Genomic DNA, 21,452 nt, shown 5'->3' with positions numbered 1-21,452 from the left:
ATTATTGGATCTTCAGTTGGCGGCGCATCCGGCGCAAAAACAGGAAAATATACGGCCAGACTAACATACCGGTCAGCACAGGCCATAAATAAGCTGCGCGGAAATACACACCGGTCAGGAAATGACTGAGCCAGAACAGCAATAAGTGGTACAAAGCCAGCAACATGCCGATTAATAAGGCCTGCTGCAGAATGGAAAAGTTCCGGATCTTCAGATAATTGGCTGCAACGATAAAAGTGACCACCGAATAGCCCAGCGCATTGACGCCAAGCACTGTGCCGACCATCACATCAACCAGAAACCCCATGACAAAAGCAGTGCCGATACTGGCGCGATGCGGCAGCGCCAGCACCCAATAACACAGCACCAGCAAAGGCCAGTCCGGCCGGAATAGTTTCACTTCAGCCGGTAATGGCATTACCGCCAGCAATAACGCCAACAGCAACGTCAGGTGGATCCATAAAAAACGCCAGTTTGACTGCATTATTTCTGCTCCGGCTCTGTGGTTTCCGGCGGATTGACGATTTCCGGATCAGCCGCTGTGGTGCCCTGATGCGGCCAGACCAACAACACATAACGAATTCGGTCCAACTTGGCGTAAGGTTCAGCGGTGACCTGCAGGAATGGCAACCGCGCATCACGATAGACTTTGCTGATACGGCCAATTGGGTAGCCTTCCGGGAAGACACCATCAAGGCCCGACGTCAGTAAGCGGTCGCCTTCAACCACGTCGGTACTGTGTGGCAAATGGATCAAGCGCAGCGCGTTGGCCTGACCTATGCCTTCGGCCACCACGCTTAAACCGGTGCGTTCAATCCGGCCAGAAATCGCATGGGTGTTGTCGGCAATTAAAATGGCCCGGCTCGAGGTTGGCCCCACGCTGACCACTTGCCCCAGCACGCCTAAATCGTCAATCAACGGCTGACCAATAGTGACGCCGTCTTTGCTGCCTTTATTCAGCACAATCTGATGACTGAACGGATGGCTGTAGACCGCCAGCACTTCGGCAATCAGCCGTTTGCCTTCAGTCACCGGACTGGCACCTAACAGCGCCCGCAGCTTGTCGTTTTCCTGCTGTAAAAACTGCAGCCGTTGCAGCTGGCCGTTTTGCAGTAACAAAGTGTCTTTTAGGGTCTGGTTTTCTTCGAGGATTTTTTGTTGCGACTTAAACTGTTCGGAGGCGCCGAACATCAGGTCTTGCGGTAAATTCGCGAGATAAAACAACGGGCTGACTGCTGCGGTCAAATAACTGCGCAGCTGGGCTGAACTGCTGGTGTAGTGATCTAATGTGATCAGACCCACACTGGCCAGCAGCGCAAAAAATAAGCGCAGCGGCAGTGAGGGTCCGCGATCAAAAATAGGTTTCATGTACTCGGCCGCCGGACAGGTTCAGTTAGTCGTAACTGAACACGTCACCGCCATGTACATCAATCATTTCCAGTGCTTTACCACCACCACGGGCGACGCAGGTCAGCGGGTCTTCAGCAACGACCACCGGAATGCCGGTTTCTTCCATCAGCAAGCGGTCTAAGTCACGCAGTAAAGCACCACCGCCGGTCAGCACCATGCCACGCTCAGAAATATCTGACGCCAGCTCTGGCGGCGATTGTTCCAGCGCTACCATCACGGCCGAAACGATACCGGCTAACGGTTCCTGCAGAGCTTCGAGGATTTCGTTGCTGGTCATAGTGAAGCTGCGAGGCACCCCTTCGGCCAGATTACGGCCGCGCACTTCGATTTCGAGGATTTCATCACTTGGATAAGCCGAACCGATTTCCATCTTGATGCGCTCAGCGGTGGCTTCACCTATCAGGATGCCGTAGTTGCGGCGGATGTAGTTGATGATGGCGTCGTCAAATTTGTCGCCGCCGATGCGCACGGAAGATGAATACACCACGCCGTTTAATGAAATCAGCGCAACTTCTGTGGTACCACCACCGATATCCACCACCATAGAACCGGTCGCTTCTGAGACTGGTAGACCGGCGCCGATGGCTGCGGCCATTGGCTCGTCAATCAGGTAAACTTCGCGGGCCCCGGCGCCCTGGGCTGATTCACGGATGGCACGGCGTTCTACCTGGGTAGAACCACAAGGCACACAGACTAACACGCGTGGGCTTGGGCGCAGGAAGCTGTTGCTGTGGGCTTGTTTGATAAAATGCTGCAGCATTTTTTCTGTGACGTAGAAGTCGGCGATCACACCGTCTTTCATTGGGCGGATGGCTTTGATATTGCCCGGGGTGCGGCCTAACATGCGTTTGGCGGCGTGGCCTACAGCGGCGACGCTTTTAGGACCGCCGGCGCGTTCCTGCCGGATCGCAACCACTGAAGGTTCATTCAACACTATGCCTTGGTCTTTGACATAAATCAGGGTGTTGGCCGTGCCCAGGTCAATCGACAGATCGTTGGAAAATAAACCACGTAATTTTTTTAACATGAACAGTGTTAATCCTTCTGAATGGGGCGCCAACAACAGCAAAAACCGGCGACGCCTGCTCTGATGAGGCTCCGGTCTTTACTAGACAAAATTTTGCGCACATTTTAAGTAACAATGCGCCGGCTGGATAGCTTTATCTTACACTTTTCGCCACTGAAACCAAGCTGCAATTGTGCTGAGTGTGAGAGGATAAGCGCTGCTGTAAACGCGTTGTTATTGCTCGCGCTGATAAATCAGCCGGTCGTTGCCGCGGTAGCGTCCAAATAACGCGGTAGCTGACGGATCCTCATCACCTGCAGTGTTGGTGTTCCAGTTGTATTTCAGCCAGACCGGCGCCTGATATTGCAGGCTCCAGCTACCATTTTGCCCCGGCGCCGACAACAGCAAGGAGTTGACCGGATTGATGCCGCTACTGAGTTGGGTATTGCTGCCGCTGACGGTCAGCGCCGGCGTACCGGTGGCAGTCAGAGACGCCGGTTTTACATCACTGCAGCTGTCGGCGCTGTGCAACACAAACTGACTGCCATTCCAGACTTCGGCTTTAAGCACCACCGGCGCTGGCTGAAAGGCGTTGGCGTAAGCATTTTCCAGCCGGTGACGGCCATAATAAAATTTCAGTTCATTGCCAAGTTTTGCCGCATCACAGGCCGTGCCGGCGCAAGTGCCGTTGGTCGTCGCGTTCATGTTCAACACTGTGCTTTCAAGATTACGGCTGTCTTGCTCTGCTAACACTTTAATGCCGGGCTGAAAATTCAGGAAAGGGCCATCCGGAGTGCTCCCCCGCTCCAGCTGCAAAGTGCTGGCAATAAACTGATAACGGCCTTGTTGCCAGGTCAGGCTGGGTTGCCCGGTCAGCCGGCCTTCCAGACTTGCTGTATGGCTGCTGCCATTGTTTTCTGCCACCAGGCCAATCCCGGCAGTGCCGGTATAACTGGCACTGTGGTAATTCAACAGCCTGGTGCCGGCGGTATTGACCGCTTCGAGGGTAAAGTTTAATGGCACACCAGGTTGGCTCATATAGCTGAACGCCGCACTGCCGCTGCCACACAGATTGGCGCTGCTGGGGTTACTCAGCACAAAATGTTGCGGATAAAACCGGCCTATGGTGCTGCTTGCCGGTTTAAGACCCACATCACCGGCCCCCAGATAATCGCCATCGCTAAGCAGCCCCTGCAGCGTGATACTGCCGGCTTCCAGCCATTGCAGCTGCACATTTTGAAAACGCCCGGCGCTACCGCTGACAGCAGTAAAACTGCTGACATTGCTCAGATAAGCGTTTGATCCGGTGCCACCGGCTGACGGATAGACCAAACTGACAAAGCCAACTTTTAACGTCTCAGCGTTACTTTCTTTACCAAAGTTCGGGGTCAGATTGCCGGCGCTATTCAGCACATCCAATACCAGCCGGAATGGAGTCCCTGCGGCAACAAAACCGCTGCCACTGCTGGTCGAGCCGGGATTGGTGCCGGTCGCATTGGCCATAGTGACCGAATTGACCCGGATTTGATAAGGTTTTACCACTGGCGTCGCCGCAGGCGCGGTCAGCGTGATGGCTGGATCATTGCCGCTGGCTGCCAGGCTAAGCTGGGCATGCAAAGCGATTTGTCCGACATCACTGTAGTTAAACGGTACGCTCGCGGTACCGTTGCTATCAAAAGTCAGCGGCACATTGGTATAGCTCGGGTTACTGCTGGCTGCAGTGCCGCCGATGCCAACATTGCCTTGACTGACTCGTTGCCCACTGACACAAGTCGCTGGGTTTAGGCAGCGAAACGCAACTCCGACAGTCCGGGTCCCTTGCACCCGGGCCTGACAGGCGCCTGTGGTGGTATTGGTCTGAATAGCGCGTAACTTCACGGTGTAATTCACACCGGACACCAGATTAGGCACAGCTGACACACTGTCGGTGGCAAAAATTTTCAGGCCGGTGTCGGCAAAACTGATACTGCAGCTGCTGTCGGTCGCGCCGGAATTTTTACACACCAACGCGTTACTGGCCGTTGGACTGGCTGCGCTTAAACTGATGACTGAACTGCCTGTGGTAGTTTTTCGCAAGGCACTGCTGGCGCTGCCAGCGCTGAAAGTGGGGCTGCTGTTCGTCCAACTGCCGCTATTGGTGGCTGCCAGCGTGACTGAAGTCGTGCCGCTATAGAGCGTGGTGCAGGCGGCATTAGTACAGGCTTTTATGGTCACAGGCTCGCCTTCGCAGGTGACGCCCGGACTAGCGTAGCTCAGTTCATAATGATGCACGCTGGCCGGTGGCGTGGCATTACAGGCATTGACCGGATTGGATTTCGGCAGGCAAGTGCCGTAAACAGTACCGTTTTGTACTTGCACAGTACCATTGGAATTCACGGCTGCCGACAAATTGCCATAAATCACCGAACCGCCCTGCACATAAATATCATTGCTGCCGGTAGTAACGTTGACATTGGCCGATGCACTGCCGAGGTCTGAATTATCCAGATAAACATGACTGGCGCCGCTGATACTGCCGGTTGGCATGGTTACACCGGTCAGCCGGACAATATTCAGTGCCGTCATGGTAATAGCGCCATTAACCGTGCCACCACTGAGCGTGATGCCGGAACGTGAGGTCAGCCCCCCTTGCAGATTACTGTTGGTTGCAGTGATGGTATTACTGCTGCTGGTCACCAGGCTGGTGACAGTGGTGCTGGTCAGCGTGATATTGCCGCCTGTGGTGATACTGCCATTCACGGTCGAACTGCTGATGGTGTAAGTGCCGCTCGACGCCGTCAAATTGCCATAAACAGTGCTGCCGCTGATGCTGTAATCACCATAACTCGATTCAAAATTCACCCGAATGTTGGCGCTGCCGACCGTGTTGCCGCTCAGCGCAAAACCATTGTTGGCAATCAGCGTTAAATTACTGCTTGGCACAAAGCTGGTATTACTGCTGAAGGTCACTTTGCCATTGCCGTTGCAAGTCCAGCTGCTAGTGGTTTTCGTCCAGGTTGTGTCGCAGACCGGGTCAACCGCCAGTGCACCGGCACTGAACAGGCTCAGCAGACTCACCAGCATCCGGAATTTCATTCGCTGGCCTCCGCACTCAGCACCCGGCTGGTCAGCAAGTCGCCGTCACCACACTGTGCAGTGCTGACCAAACGGAACCATTTTTTGCTGTCGACGGTGTCTTCGCTGCAAGACAGCTGGCTCTGGCACCCGGCCCAATCGTTGCTGTTCCAGTTACGTACCGCGGTATTCACTGCCGCACAGCTTTGCGCCGTCTGATTGAGTGGAAACAGCTGCACTAACCCTAATTCCAATGTCGATTTTGCCAGCCAATAACTGCGCTGGCCCTGTACTTCATAAATCAGCGAGGTACCGGATGAAGTACTGAGCCGTGCCAACGCCAGCAAAATCAGGCTGCCGAATAACAGCACAAAAACGGCGATCACCAGTGCACTGCCGGACTGGCGGCGGCGTTTTGCGTTTGGTGATAAAAGATGCAGCTTAAGGGACATTACTCACCTGCACTAAATGGCTGTAACTGAGCACGGTGCCGCTGTCTTGCTCCGACGTCAACTCCAGCTGAATTTGCACTAATGAATTGCGGGTCAACGTATCCGCTGCCAGCTCAAACACCGGCTGGCTGGCTAAATTATTGCTGATTTGACGCGCCATCAGCGCGCCATTGCTCAAACCGCTGCCGGGCACAGGCTGGCTGCTTTGTAGCCCATAGCCTTCATAGCGGCGAATTTCATTGCCGAGCGCACAAAAACTGACAGGGCTATTCAATAAATAAGCCCGAGTCGCCGGCGATGCGGTGCCAAAACCAAAGGCCTGACTCAGCTGCAAGCGGTAAGTCACGGCTTTGCCATCGCTGTCGTTGAGCAGTGGCGTGTTGTGCAGCTGCACTTTTTGGCTGGATGCAGCATAAATATCCGCCGGGCTGGTCGGATAAACCAATAGCCACTGTCCGGCGGCGGCAGTAAAAGTCGCATCAAGGCTGACCACGTCCATCGTCATCAGCGTATCTGGCTGCAGCGCTATTGTGCGATAACGCACCACGGCGCTAAAAGGCACAAACTCCAGACAAGACCAGCTGCCGCTGTTGCTGACGCGCAGGCTGTTCGGCACCGCATCACGCAGTTCGCGATTGAGCCGCTCCAGCACAAAGCGACTTTGCCCGAGCAACTGTTCGCGCTGCGCCGATTGCAGGTAAATGCCGGACATATTGCCGAGCAACGTCGACAAGCCAACCACTGCGATGCCCAATAACACCATCACTGTGACCAGTTCCACCAAAGTGAAACCGCGGGTAAAGACAGGACGGCGGCGCATTACCAATTGCCCTTTAAGGCGCTGAACGTCAGCACTGTGCCATCCGGCGCCGTGATATTCAGCGTGATGCGTTTAACCAGATTATTGCTGGCCGCGCCGGCGTTAACGCCGTCGTAGCTGACATTAATCGCCAGCTGATAATTGGCGTAGCGGCTGGCCAGACTGGTGCCCAGCCAGTCGGTTAAAGTCGCCGCATCAGCGCGCAGGCAATGGAAATCATCAACGTCGTCGTAATCCTGCCGGTTGGCTTCTTCGGTCACTGCAGACATGCCGCTGACCGGACAGGCGGGTATACTGGCGGCACAGCTGGCGGCACCGGTTTCACCGCAGCGCAGCGGACTGCCGCTGCGGCTGGAATTTTCATCAAAGGAGCGTGCCATCACTTCACTAAGCAGGCTTTGCGCCAGTTCAGCACTGCGTACCTGCAACCAGATAGCACCAGAATCGCGGTGCAGCGGTGCCAACACGCCGGTCAGCAGCGTTAGCGCAATCGCCAGCACCACCATACCGATCACCAGTTCAACCAGGGTAAAACCACGCTGCAGCATGGCTGCGGGCTGATTGCGGAAATTGCTGTTGTAGCGGCGGAAAGGGCGTGGGCTTTTGATCATTTAGCAGGCCCCGATATAACCACTGGCTTCGATACAGAGGCTACTGGTCGCACCGCCAGCAGCAAAACTAATGGTGCAACCGCTGCTGCAACTGCTGCGAGGACGGCCCCAGCTGTCAAAACGCAAATACAGCGGCAAGCTGCCCGCGCTGCTGCTGACGGTGCTACCGCTGGTGCTGATTTGGCTAAGGTCACTGCTGTCCACAGTGAAACTGGCGGAAGCATTGCAGGCATTTTGCCGGGCGATGCCGGCGACGTTCATTTGCAATAACACAGTCGGGCAACGGCTATATACCCCGCTGCTGTCCTGCATGCTTTGCATTTGTACCTGGCGTAATAAATTAATCACCGCATCGCGTTGTTGCTGCGGCTGGATGTCGTCAGTAGTAAAAAAACGACTGGCGGCCGTAGCCGCCAGAATACTTATCAGCAGGATCACCACCAGCAGTTCTATCAGGGTAAAACCGGCTGAAGGTAATACTCGCTTCATTCCAACTTAACAACCACTATTGACTATCTGATAAGTGGGTTTTGCAGTGTTACTCGCCGCTGCGGTATACACCAACATACAAGCTGATGTTGTTGTAGGAACAGAACCGGTATAGATAACAACATCAGTTGCCGCGACCGTCACATTCGATGGTGTTGAAGTATAAGTACCGGCAGTCGCTTGAGCGACAGTAAAACCACCCTCTAAATCCAACACTTTTCCAACTTCTTCATCATCATCATCGACGTAACCATTCACCAGAGCAATAGCCACACCATCGACAGTAACAGATCCTGATGCCTTCTTCTGCTCACCAGCTAATACAGCTTTGCTGTAAAGCACAGCATTAGCCGATTGCAATGCGCCTTTGACGCCATTCACAGTGCTGATTTTGGCATCACTACTCAGGTTTAAAAACTTCGGCGCGGCCGTCACAGCCAGAATGCCGAGGATCACAATCACAATCACCAGTTCAACTAAGGTAAAACCTTTACTCTTTTGCATCAAATCACTCGATTAGTTAGGTTTATTCAGGAAAGACAATACGTTACCGTTTGCTGGGTTATAGGTAAAGCCATTTGTCGCACCGACGCCGGCTGCTGGCGCAGCGGCTAAACCAGCAGTCTGGTGATACTCACAGACGTTGCTAGCGGCACGGGCAAAGAAGTCATCAGTGGTATCAAAAGTAGCATCAACAGTCGCAGCACCAGCTTGCTGGAACAGATTGTTAAACAGGAACACACAATCTGCGGCATCTACTGCCGTGGCACGGGTATCTGCGGCTGGGTCACCTGACGGATAACCGATAGTGCCATCCACGCCAATAAATACATTGTCGTACTCCACGCGGGTTTGGTTCGTCGCGACGTTATTGTTCGGCCGACCGGCAATTTCCCAGCCAGCCCGCACCAGCCCCACGGCTGAGGCAAAACCACCGGCGATGCCCTCTACTGAAACGTCTTCGGCTTTTTCAGTGACATTGAGGAATCTTGGTAACGCCGTAGCGGCCAACAAACCTAAAATAATAATGACAATGACTAATTCGATTAAGGTAAAGCCTTGTTGTTGTCTTGAGATAGTACGCATAAGCAGTTCTCCGGGGCTTAAATCAATAATTTATAATTGTTGGTTCACTAATTAATGACAGCTTTTCTGTCGATTGCCAAGCTGGCTCAGTTGCCTTTTTGATAAGCACTAAGCATGTCCCACATTGGGGTAAAGATCCCGAGGGCCAATAACAGTACCATCACCGCGACCACAGTGATCAGAATAGGCTCGATTTTCGCTGTCAGCGACTTCAGATCAAAAGCGACTTCCCGTTCATAAAACAATGCTACTTCCTGCAACATGTCATCCATCTGGCCGGTTTCTTCACCGACCGCCAGCATTTGCATCACCAGCGGCGTAAACAAACCGCTTTGTGCCGATACACGCACCAGGCTTTCGCCCCGTTCGATATTGCGCCGCATCTCGCGGATTTTGTCCGCCATAAAATCATTGTCGACCGCTTCCGCTACCAGACTGAGCGCAGTGGTCAGCGGCACGCCGGCGCGCAGCATCAGGGCAAAACTGCGGGCATAACGGCCAAGCGTGGCACGATTGATAATGTCGCCCATCAGCGGCAACCGCAGTTTGTAACGACTCCAGCGATAGCGGCCGTCTTCAGTTTGCAGATAGCGGTATAGCGAAAAGCCGGCAACCGCCAACCCCAGCAATAACCAGGGCCAATAATTAACGAAAAACGCTGAGGTATTAATCAGCACCTGCGTGGTCCAGGGCAATTCAGTGTCAAAGCGGGCGAACATCGCAGCAAACTGCGGAATGACAAAAATATTCAGGATCACCATCGCCACCACAATCGCCAGCAGCACAAAAGACGGATAACGCGTCGCCTGTTTAATCTGGCGGCGGGTTTCCATTTCCTGTTCAAAATAGTCCGACAGCTGGGCAAATGCGTCATCAAGCCGGCCGGTGTTCTCGCCAACATGCACAATGCTGACAATCAATCGGCTAAATATTTTCGGGTGACTGGCCATCGCTACCGACAAACTGCGGCCTTTTTCCAGCTGCTCGGCCAAATCCAGCAACACTGTGTTCAGCGCTTTGGAGCTGGTGCTTTCAGCCAGACCACGAATGGCGCGGATGATCGGAATACCGGCTTTCATCAGTGAATACATTTGCCGGGCAAACACTATCAGCTCCGGCAGCCGCACTACAGGCCCAAACCAGCCGGACAGGTCCAGTTTTAACTGCCGCTCTGGCGCGATTTCGCTGATATTCAGCGGGATCAGTTGCCGGCGTTGTAGCTGGTCGGCCACGGCACTTTCGCTTGGCGCATCAATCTCACCGGATTGCAACCGGCCCTGCATATCGCGGGCGCTGTAGCGAAAGCTGGCCATCAGGCTTTACCCGCCATAGCGTCTAGATCAACATATTCCGACACCCGGATCACTTCGTCGAGGCTGGTGATGCCTTGCTTCGCATAATCCAGCGCCATAGTGCCGAGCGTGCTGAAATTCACAGAGCTATACGCGATGCGGGCGAATTCTTCCGTGTCGTTGCGCCGAAGCGCATCGGAGAGCGGTTTATCCAGCACCAGCAGCTCAAACACACCAATCCGGCCTTTATAACCGGAATAGTTACAGGACTGACAACCTCGGCCGCGCCAGAACTGCAGACTGGCCGGCGCGCGGAAATGCTTCAGCCAGGTTTGTTCAAGCTCATCCGGCTGATAAGGTTGTTTGCAATGCTGACACACGCGGCGCACCAGGCGCTGCGCCAGAATAGCCCTGAGTGCACTGGCCACCAGATAAGGCGCAGCGCCCATATCAATCAGCCGCAGCGTACTGGTGACAGCATCGTTGGTGTGCAAGGTCGACAACACCAGGTGACCGGTTAAAGCGCCGCGCAAACCCATCTCCGCAGTTTCCTGATCGCGCATCTCACCGACCATCAGAATATCCGGGTCCTGGCGTAAGCTGGTTCGCAGCACACCGGCAAAATCGAGGCCGATTTTATGGTTGATTTGTACCTGATTAATCCGCGGCAAGCGGTATTCCACCGGATCTTCTACTGTGATGATTTTGACACCGGGTTGATTCAGCTCCGACAACACGCCATACAGCGTGGTGGTTTTACCGGAACCGGTTGGCCCCGTGACCAGCACCATGCCATGCGGGCTCTGGATAATACGACGCAGGCGCGCGACGATCGCCGGCGGCATACCGGTTTCTTCCAGGCTGAGTAAACCGGCACTTTGGTCCAGCAGACGCATCACCACAGATTCGCCGTGTTGCACCGGCATCGTCGACATCCGCACATCGATAGTGCGGCCTTTGATTTTCATCTGAAAACGGCCATCCTGCGGCAGGCGTTTTTCCGAAATATCCAGACTTGCCATTAATTTCAGCCGCAGCACCAGCGCTGGCGCAATACCGGTTTCCTGCAACACACTTTCCTGCAACACGCCGTCGACACGCTGGCGGATGCGCAGCACTTTTTCGTCGGGCTCAATGTGGATGTCCGAGGCGCGCACCTGCACTGCGTCTTCAAACAACGACTGCAGCAGCCGCGCTATGGTGTTGTCCTGCTCACCTTCAGTGCTGAGCGCGGCGAAGTCGATAGTTTCGGTTTCTTCGTATTCTTCCTGCAGCTGGTGGGCAAAACTCTGAATTTCCTGGGTGCGGCGATACAGGTTGTTAAAGGCTTCGATCAGCTGACTTTCACGCACCACGGCGATTTCAATCTGCTTGGGCTCCAGCAGCGGCGCGATTTGATCCAGGCTGGATAAATCTGCCGGGTCGCTCATGCCCAGTAACACCGAATCACCGCGGTCTTCCAACACTAAAGCGCGCAAACGGCGGGCATGTACTTCCGGCAGCATTTGCGCCACACGTGGCTCGATGCGGCGCTGTGCGATATCGAGAAACTGCACATTGAGCTGCTGCGAGAGGAATTGCAGCAACTGGTCTTCAGTCAGGTAACCCAGCTCAATCAAGGTAGCGCCGAGTTTGCGGCCATTTTGTTTTTGTGCCGCCAGGGCATTACTAAGCTGCTGTTCGCTGATGATGCCTTCATGCACCAGCAGGTCACCCAGACGCATTTTTAAACGGGGTCTTTGCATATTATTGTCCGGAAGCGCTGGCAAGACGCTGTTGAATAAATTGCCGGCTGGCCGGGCTCAAGCCGCCCAGTTGCAAGGCCTGCTGATAAGCCTGTTGCGCTTCAGGCCACTGGCCGCGCTGGTCCAGCATTGTGCCAAGCCCAAGCCAGGGCCGGCTATCCTCTGGCGCCAGCTGGCTCCAGCGCTCGTAGGCCTGCAGCGCCCGCGCGGTCTGACCGGTTTGTTGCGCAGCGTGCGCTTCCAACGCCAAAACCTGCTGGGGATATTGTTGCGCTAAGGCCGGCGTCAGCGCGTCTAACAGAGCCTGCCACTGCTGCATGCCGGCAAGTTGCTGAATATTGGCCCATTGCAGCGCGACCAAATCGCGCTGTTGCTGCTGGGCTACGCGCTGCGGATCTGCTGCGGAGATGGTCATTTGTGGTTTGACAATTGGCGCTGAAGGCTGTGTTACTGGCTCAGGCTCTGCCAAAAACGCTGCATCAGCGTCTGCCAACGCATAAGCCTCAGCAGCGGCATCAGATCCGGCGACAATTTCAGTCTCTGCAGGCTCTGGCAGTTGTTGCACCGCAGTTTGTGAATGTTGCACTGTTGGCAAAACAGCCTCGCGCTGCGGGGGCATGCTGGCTGATTGCGCCGGAACTTGGGTTTCAGCGGCAGGCGCGACTTCATTGCTGTCTGCTGCTATGAGGACAGGTTCTGGACTGGCTGCGACCGGCGTTGCTGGTGCAATCCCGGAGCTGAGGCTCGCAGCCGCTGCATCTGGTTCAGCTTGCGGCTTTGCGGACACAACCTCTGGAGCTGAGACCGGTTCCAGCTTCAGCTGACCAATTTCAACACCTAACCACAAGGCCGGTAACAACAATAGCGCCCAGTACCAGTGCCGCTTTTTTGCGACGGTCAGCGCCGGTGTGCGCAGCAGCGCCGGATCTGCCGCCTGGCGTTTGTCTAAATCGCGCAGCATCTGGTTAATCACACTCATCGCAGGCTCCAGCTCAGCAATGCTGAAGGTGCCAGATACCATAACAGCGCCAGCGTCGCCGTCGCGACCAGCAGCCAGTGCAGCGCCGGATGACGCACATCTTCAGTATCGGCGGCGGCCAGATACATTTGTCGCCAGCCAGCGCGCGACAGTCCGGCGCCATAAGCCAGCAGCAGTGCTTTGTGCGCCAGCAGATTAATCAGCCGCGGAATGCCTCTGCTGTAATAACTCAATAACCAGACCGCCAGCGGGCTGAATAACATCAGCGCGCTGCCGGCAATTTGCAGACGCTGACGCAGATAGGCCGCCACTTCCGGCTGCTGTAACTGCGCCAGCTGATAAGAAAAACTGATGCGTTGCCGCAGCTGCCGAAAGCCCGGCTGGGCCAGACGTTTGTCCAGCTCTGGCTGACCAAATAACACCACCTGCACCAGTTTACGTTGTTCAGTTTCCAGATTTGTCAGAAGCCGCAGCGCTTCCAGCGTGTCGTCGGGCAGCGCCTGGGCTTCGTCAATCAGCAGCACCACCTGCCGGCCAGCGCCGGCCAGCAATAACAACTGGCGCTGTAACAGATGTGCCAGCTGCAGCTGGTCAATATTGTCGGATTGCTTTAAGCCGAGTTCGAGTGCTAAAGCCCAGCGCAGCTGCTGCGGGTCAAGATTGGGGTCCGGAATATAGGCCAGACTCCAGTGCGCCGGCGCTTCATTCAACAGCTTGCGGCACAACAAGGTTTTACCGGTGCCGACTTCGCCGGTCACTTTGATAAAACCTTCGCCGTGATTTAACGCGGTTTGCAGCACTTCCATGGCTTGCTGGTGTCCCTGCAGCCCGACATAAAAACCGGTATTCGGCGTCAGGCTGAACGGGTACTGCTGCAATTGAAAGTGGCTCAGATACATCATCAGCGCCGTTGTTGCCAGTCCTGCATTTGCAGGCTGGACTGCTGAATTTGTTGTTGCCAGACTTCAGCACCGGTGACCGTTGGCTTCAGCAAAATCACCAGCTCTTTTTTCTTCTCTGATTTGCTGGTCGACTTAAACAAATTGCCAAGCAAAGGTAACGAACGCAGCCCCGGCACCCCGCTTTCCTGGTCACTGATCACGGTTTGCATCAGGCCACCGATCACCACAATTTCGCCATTGCTGGCTTTGATAATAGTGTCCGACTCGCGGATATTGCTTTGCGCCAGCGGCAGCACCACTTCTTCTTCTGATAAACGAATAGTTTTGACCTGCTCGGCAGTTTCAGTTACCGACGGATGCACATGCAAAATCACCTGACCGCTGGCATCAATTTGCGGTGTCACATCCAACGCAATCCCGGAGAAAAACGGCTGTAAGGTGATACTCGGCGTGGTGCTTTGCACGCCGTTGGTGGCAGTGGTGGTATTGCTGGACACATCGGTAACAAAGTATTCGTCCTGGCCGACTTTAATCACCGCTTTTTGATTATTCACCGCCGTGACGCGTGGGCTCGACAGCACCTGCGCATCGCCCTGGGTCGATAACAAACTAATCACGCCGTCAAAATCAGCATTTTCAAAGGCGATGGAGGTTAAACCACCAAGACCGTTGCTGATTTTATTGCCAAAACTGCCGGCAGTATTACTCAGCGTCAGGTTGGTGGAATCGATATTGGCGAGCGCACTTTGCCAGTTAATACCTTGCTGATAATCATCGCTCAACGTAACTTCAATGATTTTGGCTTCAAGGATCACCTGCCGCTGCAGATGTTGCTCGGTTTGTTGTAAAAAGGCCCGCACTGCAGCGATTTCGTCCGGCATACCCCGAACTGTAACCAAGCCTGCTTGCGGTGACACCACCACAGAACGCTGCGGTGCAGAACCTAAAATGCCGCGCACCGCTTCCTGTAAGTCTTTCCAAAAGTCAGTTTTGCTGCTGCTTTGGATCATGCTGCCATTGAATTGTTGCTGCTGATTATTCCCGCCGAGGCCATTCTGGCCGTCCATATTTTGTTGGTTATTATTCTGGTTATTGCGGTTGTTACCCTGGTTGCTATTTTGCTGGTCCTGCGATACCCCACCGGAATTGACTGCAATCGACGACAGACCATGGCGCTGCATCAGCAAATAATTCACCGGAATGGTTTCAGTGCGAAGCCCGGCCGGATACACCTGATAAATCAGCCCGGACTGACGGATATCAAAACCATACATCTGCTGCACCACCGCCATCACTTCCGGCAGTGTGACCTGCTTTAACTGCAAGCTGACAGTGCCGCGCACATCCGGATGCACCACGATACTAAAATCCGAGTCTGTCACCAGGGACGCAAAAAAATCCGCCGCCGGAACCGCAGCTGCAGCCAGATTAAAACGCGGCAACACCGGAGTGTTTTGGAGCGGCATGGCGCTGGCACTTAACACATCCGCGCTGACCGCCGCCGGAATTTGCAGCGGTTTAGGTTTGGCCGGCGCTTGTTGCGCTTTATTCAGTTCAGCCTGCGATCGCGCTAACACATCAGATTCTGACGTGATGCTACAGCCCTGCAGCAGCACCAGCGCTGCGATCAGTGGAAAGGGTTTCGCCATAAAATCCGCTACTTTGTCATTGAAGGAAATAATTGCAGCGTCAGCTGACGTTGCCCCTGCGCTAAGGTCACCCGACCCGCACCGATAGAAATCACTTTATAGCTGCCATGCATGGCGCCAACCCGACGCGGCTGCCCGTCTAAAATGGCCAGACGCTCTTTGCCTTCCTGCCGGATCAGACTTAATTTCGGGATCTGCTGTGCCTCTGCTGTGACGCCAGTGCTATCGCTCAGCACCGCTTCCGGCGCGGTCGGATCCGCCGCCCACACCGGCAGGCAAAGAATACTGACAAACAGCAGACTAAATCCGCAGATATTCAGCTTGTTCACTGATAGTCTCCAATTCCAGCCGTAATTCCGCCTGAGGGTGTTCTGATACTTTGTACTCTAACTGATGCCAGTGCAGTTGCCATGGCAAGCGTTCGAGCTGTTGCAGCAGCTGTTGCAACTGCGCGTACTGGCCGCTGAAAATGATTTCGGTTTTATGCAGATACAGCTGAGGGGTTGCTGCTGGCGGCTCGGTATTGGCCTGCGCTGTATTGGTCTGCGCTGCAGGCACCGGCGCCGGAGCTGACGTAGGCGTTGGAGTAGCAGCGCCGATTTGCAGCACTTCGGGTTTCAGGCTGCGCAGCTGGGTTAACTTCACGCCAGGGCTGCTTTTCAGTACGTCCTGCAGCAAAGGCAACATTTGCTCAGGGCTGACATAACGGCCAGTCAGCTGTTTAATCTGACTGTTTAACTGTTCCCGCTGTTGCTGCCGCTCGTTAATTTGGCTGCGTACTTGTTCGTTTGGATCGCTGTTCAGCACTTGTAAGACTGCGTCCACCTGCTGCTGCAGTTGCGCCATCTGGCCCAGCGTCATTTTTTGCTGCTGTTGACTGGTCTGCAGCGAACGCCACAAAGGTTCAGCCACAGAGATAGTGCCAACCCACAGCAACATCGCCAGTGCGGCGAAAAAAATCAGCCGGCGCTCACGCAGTTGCAGCTGCATATACTGCTCACACAGTTGTTGCCACTGACTCATCGCATACCCTCCGCTGCGACCGCAACATCGCTGCTGCTGACGCGAAATTGCAGATAGTCCTGCGCCAATGGCTGAAAAGACACGGCAGAAAATTGCTGGCCACTGAACTGCGGACTTTGGCCCAACAGACGTAACCACTTCGGTACCAACGCGGCATCGCGGGTGACGCCGTTAAATTCGACACCGGCTTTACCAAGGCGGAAACTGCGCAGCCAGAACTGCGGTAAATCCTGCGTACTGAGCTGTTGTAGCACGGCGGCATATTGCGGCGGCTGCGCTTGTTGGTCGGCAGTTAAATACTGCAACAGTTGCTGTTTCTGTCCGATCTCAATGTTGAGTTGTTCCACTTGCTGCAACAACGACTGCTCCGGCTGCCGGTTATCCAGCGCTTGTTGTAAATTGGCTAACTCTTCTGACTTTTGCTGCACCGCGGCCTGAAACTTGTTAGTTTGCGTTTGTTGTTGTTGCAGTTGATATTGCAAAGTGCCTGCGGTAGCGGCAATCACCAGCAGTACCAGCGCACAGCTACGCAATAAAGTTGGCAACGCGAAGCGCTGTGGTACCGGCTGTAAGCCGGCCTGATACAGATTAATGCGTTGTTTCAAGGGATGCCTCCGCGCTCAGCAATAACTCCAAAGCGCCGGCCAGCGGCAACCAATAATCCGCCTGCTCCGCCAGGCTGCTACCCGGCATATAGGCGGCTACATCCAAAGCCCGCACCTGCGTAAAACCATTTTGGCCAAAATACTGCAGGATCGCCGGTAACTCCGGGCTCGGTAATAAAAACAGAATCTCTTTGACCGGCGCCTGTCGCATCTGCCCTTCGAAAAAGTCCAGTGAGCGTTGTACTTCGAGCAGCAGATTGTCGAGCAAGCCCAGACTCAGGTCGCTGAAGCTCATTTGATCAATGCGGGTAAAACCGCGAAGCTTCCGACTGAGATACAAAGTGCCGTTGCGAACGATCTGGATATTCAGCTCCTGGCCGGGCTGATGGCTGAGCAACAGCACCGCCTGCGGCTGAACAGGTAATAAGTTGCGGGCCAGCCACTCATCCGGCTGGATATTTATCAGCTGTGCCGGGCTTTGCTGCAACACTTTACATAATGGCGCCAGCAGGCTGCGGGAACTGGCAACAACCTGAATTTTGGCCTGCTGCTGACTGGCGGGCTCCGCCACGTCACAGTAATCTACGATTAAATCATCGGTCGGGATGCTGACCAAATCGCGGATCTGCCAGGGCAAGGCCTGTCGCATTTCCACTTCAGCTAGTGGCGGTTTATCCAGCTGCACCAGCTGATAACTGTCGGCACTCAGTACCAGACACAACGCAGTATTTTTCGGTAATTCACGGGCCAGCTGACTGCAGGCACTGACGCGTTGCTGACTATCCACCAGACGCATAGTTTCAGTCTTTAATACCACCTGATCCGCGCTGCGAACCAACACCAGTTTCAGCTGTTCAGCCTGCAGATAAATCGCGGCGATCTGCGCAGCCTGACGCGGGCGGCTGGCTGAACTGCGGAACTTGTGCGTAAATTTCTGTATCATGCAAACACTCTGACACCTTATTGATCTGGTTTTGCCGGGTCTGGCTGCATTTGTGAATTCACCGTTTTATCGTCAACACTGGCAACGGATTTCTCTGCCACTGCTGGAGCAATCTCAGACCGAACTGTGGGTCTGCCACCTGCACTGCCTGGTCCCTGCGATTGCGGGTAATAAATGGTTAAAACTAAAGTACCATATCCAGCATATACAACAATATGAAAAAACGGGAATTCTGACCTTCGGCGGCGCTTTCTCCAACCACCTTGCGGCCGTTGCCGCCGCAGGAAAAGCCTTTGGCTTTCAAACGCATGCGATTGTACGACAGGATTCGGTGGTCACCAACCCGACTTTAGCCGCGTGTCAGATGCACGGTATGCAACTCAGCTTTGTTGACCGGCAAATGTACCGGCTGCGCCATCAGCCTGAATATCTTTCGACATTACAGCAACAATTCCCCAACTGGCTGATAGTGCCGGAAGGCGGCACCAGCGCTTTGGGTTTACAAGGCGTGGCGGAGCTGCAGTTAAGTCAAACGCCGGATGGCCCTGCCAACCTGATTTGTTGCGCCACCGGCAGCGGCGGAACTGTCGCCGGTCTGGCCTTGGGTCATCCGCACTTACCGGTGCTTGGTATCAGTGTGGTGCAGGACTCTGGCCTTGCTGCTCAAATCAACTCCTTAGTTCCACAACAACACAACTGGCAGTTGCTACCGGATTGTAGCGGTTTACGTTATGGCCGTTTTGACCAGACCACGCTGGGGCTTTGCCTGGAACTGAGTACACAGAATTTGCCGTTGGAGCCAATCTATACCGGCAAAGCATTTCGTACCCTGTTGCTACAGCTGGAACAACAGCAGGTAGCACCAGGTCAGCGCATCGTATTTTTTCATACCGGCGGATTACAGGGATTGGATGGTTTATTGCAGCAACAGCGCATTTCATCAGAGCAATATCGGCAGCTCAAATCAGCTGAGCTGCGCCTGTGGCATCAGTTCGGCGAGCGGCTGACTGAAGAAATAGCCCTGAGCCCCGCTGACACCTAATTTCTGCAGACAAAGCCATTCTGCCTGACTCTCAACGCCGGTCGCTATCACCTTGACGCCTTTGCTCTGATGGCTGGCGACTAAACCGCGAATAAATAACTGTTGCTCCAGCTGGTTTTCAATATGCCGGACTACAGAAGCATGCAGTTTGACCGCATCCACCGGCAACTCGGTTAAATACTGACAAGGACTGATATTGAGGCCGACATGGTCAATGATCAGACTAAAACCCTGCTGTTGCAGCTTGATCAGCTTCGGCTTCAGCTTTTTATATTGTTTAATCAGGTGATATTCATCCACTTCCAGCGCCAGCTGTGCTGCCTGCAACTGACCATTTTGCAGGTTTTGCTGTAACCATTGCATAAACTCCTGATTTAACAATGATTCAACCGTCAGGTTGACACTGCAACGCAGACCATTTTTCTGCTCCAGCTGACACAACCGCGCCGCTTTGGTCAGCACATATTGATCAAGCTGTGCCGTTAAACCGCAGTTCACCGCCATTGGCAAAAATACCGCAGCCGCTAACTTTTCCCCATCACTGGTCTGCAAGCGGACTAATACCTCATGTTGAATAATATCGTGTTGTTGCCAGGAAAAAACCGGTTGAAAACTCAGCAGAAATCGCTGTTCTTTCAGTGCATTAGCCAGTTCTGTCCGCCACCAAACCGAACCTTTAATTTTTGGTTTATGTTCAGGATAAAAACCAAAAGCAGCATTCGGCCCCTGCAACTGCGCTGTTTTAAGCGCCATATCAGCCTCAGACATCACCTGATAGGCAGTTTGGCCTTGCTGATAGATAACGTAACCGAGATGGACTAAGTCAAAATCTTCGTAACCGGCAAAAAAGCTGGCGCGACTTAACACCATCGCCAGCCGGTCGCCAAGCTGCTCGGCATCTTTTTGTTCCATCCCCGGAATTAGCAGCGCGAGATCGGCGTCGGCCACTCTGGCCAACACTGTAAGCGGTAAGTGATTCACCAGCTGCTGCACCAAATCGGCGCTACCGGCAAGCCGCTGTACCGCATCATTGGGACCAATACTGAGCTCCGGGTGGCTTAGCTGGATCAGAAATAATGCGCCAGACTGAGGTTCAGCCGGATCTAACAGGTAATGCTGGAGTTTGCTTTCAAAATAGATGCGATTACCGATGGCCAGCTCGTGGTCAACCAAGCCCTGCACCCGCACCAACTGACGAATTTCCTGCTCCCGCCTAACCTGATGTTGGAGGCTCTGGCGCAGCAATGTCAGACGGTCAGCTAAGCTGGTATCACGACTGACGGGCAGATAAGCGTCTTGCAGTAAATCATCTACTCTGCTGGTTAACTCAGCAATCATCTGCTGCTGGTGATGCTGCCGAGCACTTTGTTCGTAAACGAAATACCATAAAACAGCTGATATCAGATTGAGCATAAAGCATGCTGGAATTCCAACAGACATAAGGGTTTTAAAAGGAACGGGTAGTACCTGAACAGCTAACAGCAACAAAAACACCAATCCGCCGTTCGCAAAAAGCAATAACAGCGCCATAGACTGGGCAAATGGGCGGCGGGTTAACCAGTTCTTCAGCAATTCCATCACGATAAGACTCTCCAGATCAGACTTTTGAGTGTTAACGGCGAAGCTGGGTTTGTCGAGGTGCGAGGAGGAATTTTAACTTTTCAGATTTTGTGAGAAGTGGCGGGTGGTTTCACCATCGCGGCTTCTTGATAGTCTGCACCCTCGCGGAGCTTCGGGTGTGCTCCCCCGGAATGATGTCAAACTGTTGGCATCATTCATTCCCATGCCTTTGACAGTTTTATTGAACTCACCATTGCGGCTTCGTGGGAGTCTGCACCCTCGCAGACCTCAGGGCGTTCAGCCGCCGTGTGACGGCCAGACGAGCCAAACTGTTGGCGTTGTCTATTTCGGTCTTCACTGTACTACTCTGCGAGAGTAAACCGCCGGATTCTAAATACAAAAAACCCCGCTCACTGAGCGGGGTTTTGTGTATTGGGAGCCTGGCGGTGTACTACTCTCGCATGGCAACTGCCACACTACCATCGTCGCAGCTGCGTTTCACTTCTGAGTTCGGAATGGATTCAGGTGGTTCCACAGCGCTATTGCCACCAGGCAAAAACTGTTTGTCTGTCTTTAACTAAAGCAAGCTGATAATTCGTTTCACAACACACACGCGCAAAACAACTTGGGCGTTGTATGGTTAAGCCTCTCGGGCAATTAGTATGAGTTAGCTTAACGTGTCACCACGCTTCCACACCTCACCTATCAACGTTGTGGTCTCCAACAACCCTTATGTGTGCTCAAGGCACAAGGGATGACTCATCTCTTGGCCGGCTTCCCGCTT

21 protein-coding genes and 2 rRNA genes are annotated in these 21,452 nt (G+C 54.0%); 1 reads left to right on the top strand and 22 read right to left on the bottom strand.

Annotated features, from left to right (window positions below; genetic code table 11):
- Position 1 precedes the first annotated feature (1 nt).
- From mreD to Q399_RS21480, 19 genes are all read right to left on the bottom strand, one after another.
- Complete coding sequence (gene mreD / locus Q399_RS0109690) at positions 2 to 484, bottom strand: rod shape-determining protein MreD (RefSeq protein ID WP_031568151.1); 483 nt, start codon at positions 482 to 484, stop codon at positions 2 to 4.
- Positions 484 to 1,368, bottom strand: a complete 885-nt coding sequence (gene mreC, locus Q399_RS0109685; RefSeq protein WP_031568149.1) for a rod shape-determining protein MreC — start codon at positions 1,366 to 1,368, stop codon at positions 484 to 486. The genes mreD and mreC overlap by 1 nt, the downstream gene beginning before the upstream one ends.
- Before the next feature lie 25 nt (positions 1,369 to 1,393).
- Positions 1,394 to 2,437, bottom strand: a complete 1,044-nt coding sequence (locus Q399_RS0109680) for a rod shape-determining protein (protein WP_031568148.1) — start codon at positions 2,435 to 2,437, stop codon at positions 1,394 to 1,396.
- 213 nt (positions 2,438 to 2,650) lie between these two features.
- Positions 2,651 to 5,491, bottom strand: a complete 2,841-nt coding sequence (locus tag Q399_RS0109675) for a DUF6701 domain-containing protein (RefSeq protein WP_031568147.1) — start codon at positions 5,489 to 5,491, stop codon at positions 2,651 to 2,653.
- On the bottom strand, positions 5,488 to 5,922 hold the full coding sequence (locus Q399_RS21495; protein ID WP_051685878.1) for a hypothetical protein: 435 nt from the start codon (positions 5,920 to 5,922) through the stop codon (positions 5,488 to 5,490). The genes Q399_RS0109675 and Q399_RS21495 overlap by 4 nt, the downstream gene beginning before the upstream one ends.
- A complete protein-coding gene (locus tag Q399_RS21490; protein ID WP_031568145.1) occupies positions 5,912 to 6,742 on the bottom strand; it encodes a PilW family protein in 831 nt (276 codons plus the stop codon). Before Q399_RS21490 ends, Q399_RS21495 begins: the two co-directional genes overlap by 11 nt.
- Entirely contained in the window at positions 6,742 to 7,353 is a 612-nt protein-coding gene (locus Q399_RS0109660; RefSeq protein ID WP_245612868.1) for a type II secretion system protein, read from the bottom strand. The genes Q399_RS21490 and Q399_RS0109660 overlap by 1 nt, the downstream gene beginning before the upstream one ends.
- The gene (locus tag Q399_RS0109655; RefSeq protein WP_031568143.1) at positions 7,354 to 7,842 is read right to left on the bottom strand and encodes a prepilin-type N-terminal cleavage/methylation domain-containing protein; all 489 of its coding nucleotides are present in this window, start codon (positions 7,840 to 7,842) and stop codon (positions 7,354 to 7,356) included.
- Positions 7,843 to 7,848: 6 nt separating this feature from the next.
- Complete coding sequence (locus tag Q399_RS22455) at positions 7,849 to 8,346, bottom strand: prepilin-type N-terminal cleavage/methylation domain-containing protein (protein WP_031568142.1); 498 nt, start codon at positions 8,344 to 8,346, stop codon at positions 7,849 to 7,851.
- 12 nt (positions 8,347 to 8,358) lie between these two features.
- Complete coding sequence (locus tag Q399_RS0109645) at positions 8,359 to 8,928, bottom strand: prepilin-type N-terminal cleavage/methylation domain-containing protein (RefSeq protein WP_037046006.1); 570 nt, start codon at positions 8,926 to 8,928, stop codon at positions 8,359 to 8,361.
- An 86-nt stretch (positions 8,929 to 9,014) separates the two neighbouring features.
- Positions 9,015 to 10,241: a type II secretion system F family protein gene (locus Q399_RS0109640; RefSeq protein WP_031568140.1), complete on the bottom strand. Its 1,227-nt coding sequence runs from the start codon at positions 10,239 to 10,241 to the stop codon at positions 9,015 to 9,017.
- Positions 10,241 to 11,965 carry a GspE/PulE family protein gene (locus Q399_RS0109635; RefSeq protein WP_031568138.1) on the bottom strand — a complete coding sequence of 575 codons (1,725 nt, stop codon included), beginning with the start codon at positions 11,963 to 11,965 and terminating at the stop codon, positions 10,241 to 10,243. The genes Q399_RS0109640 and Q399_RS0109635 overlap by 1 nt, the downstream gene beginning before the upstream one ends.
- A gap of 1 nt (position 11,966) precedes the next feature.
- The gene (locus Q399_RS21485) at positions 11,967 to 12,944 is read right to left on the bottom strand and encodes a tetratricopeptide repeat protein (RefSeq protein ID WP_031568137.1); all 978 of its coding nucleotides are present in this window, start codon (positions 12,942 to 12,944) and stop codon (positions 11,967 to 11,969) included.
- Entirely contained in the window at positions 12,941 to 13,846 is a 906-nt protein-coding gene (locus Q399_RS0109625) for an ExeA family protein (protein ID WP_245612867.1), read from the bottom strand. The genes Q399_RS21485 and Q399_RS0109625 overlap by 4 nt, the downstream gene beginning before the upstream one ends.
- A complete protein-coding gene (mshL, locus tag Q399_RS0109620; protein WP_031568135.1) occupies positions 13,846 to 15,495 on the bottom strand; it encodes a pilus (MSHA type) biogenesis protein MshL in 1,650 nt (549 codons plus the stop codon). The genes Q399_RS0109625 and mshL overlap by 1 nt, the downstream gene beginning before the upstream one ends.
- 8 nt (positions 15,496 to 15,503) lie before the next feature.
- On the bottom strand, positions 15,504 to 15,824 hold the full coding sequence (locus Q399_RS0109615; RefSeq protein ID WP_031568134.1) for a hypothetical protein: 321 nt from the start codon (positions 15,822 to 15,824) through the stop codon (positions 15,504 to 15,506).
- Positions 15,796 to 16,518 carry a hypothetical protein gene (locus Q399_RS0109610; protein WP_031568133.1) on the bottom strand — a complete coding sequence of 241 codons (723 nt, stop codon included), beginning with the start codon at positions 16,516 to 16,518 and terminating at the stop codon, positions 15,796 to 15,798. The genes Q399_RS0109615 and Q399_RS0109610 overlap by 29 nt, the downstream gene beginning before the upstream one ends.
- Positions 16,515 to 17,123, bottom strand: coding sequence for a PilN domain-containing protein (locus Q399_RS0109605; protein ID WP_031568132.1), 609 nt, complete (start codon positions 17,121 to 17,123; stop codon positions 16,515 to 16,517). Before Q399_RS0109605 ends, Q399_RS0109610 begins: the two co-directional genes overlap by 4 nt.
- Positions 17,107 to 18,066, bottom strand: a complete 960-nt coding sequence (locus Q399_RS21480) for a type IV pilus biogenesis protein PilM (protein ID WP_051685877.1) — start codon at positions 18,064 to 18,066, stop codon at positions 17,107 to 17,109. Before Q399_RS21480 ends, Q399_RS0109605 begins: the two co-directional genes overlap by 17 nt.
- A 52-nt stretch (positions 18,067 to 18,118) precedes the next feature.
- On the opposite strand from Q399_RS21480, the gene Q399_RS0109595 reads away from it, so the two are divergent.
- The gene (locus Q399_RS0109595) at positions 18,119 to 19,108 is read left to right on the top strand and encodes a 1-aminocyclopropane-1-carboxylate deaminase/D-cysteine desulfhydrase (protein WP_157836265.1); all 990 of its coding nucleotides are present in this window, start codon (positions 18,119 to 18,121) and stop codon (positions 19,106 to 19,108) included.
- Here the strand turns inward: Q399_RS0109595 and Q399_RS0109590 are convergent.
- The 3 genes from Q399_RS0109590 to Q399_RS0109580 form a co-directional block, all read right to left on the bottom strand.
- Positions 19,031 to 20,521 (bottom strand): EAL domain-containing protein, encoded by a 1,491-nt coding sequence (locus Q399_RS0109590; RefSeq protein WP_031568129.1) that lies wholly within the window; start codon positions 20,519 to 20,521, stop codon positions 19,031 to 19,033. The genes Q399_RS0109595 and Q399_RS0109590 overlap by 78 nt on opposite strands.
- A gap of 585 nt (positions 20,522 to 21,106) precedes the next feature.
- Positions 21,107 to 21,221: ribosomal RNA gene (gene rrf / locus Q399_RS0109585) — 5S ribosomal RNA — on the bottom strand.
- Between the two features lie 83 nt (positions 21,222 to 21,304).
- Positions 21,305 to 21,452 (bottom strand): 23S ribosomal RNA (locus tag Q399_RS0109580); the annotation flags it as partial.

It is taken from the genome of Rheinheimera texasensis DSM 17496, from assembly GCF_000711985.1.
GTDB lineage: Bacteria > Pseudomonadota > Gammaproteobacteria > Enterobacterales > Alteromonadaceae > Pararheinheimera > Pararheinheimera texasensis.
This window is presented reverse-complemented; position numbering and strand designations above follow the sequence as displayed.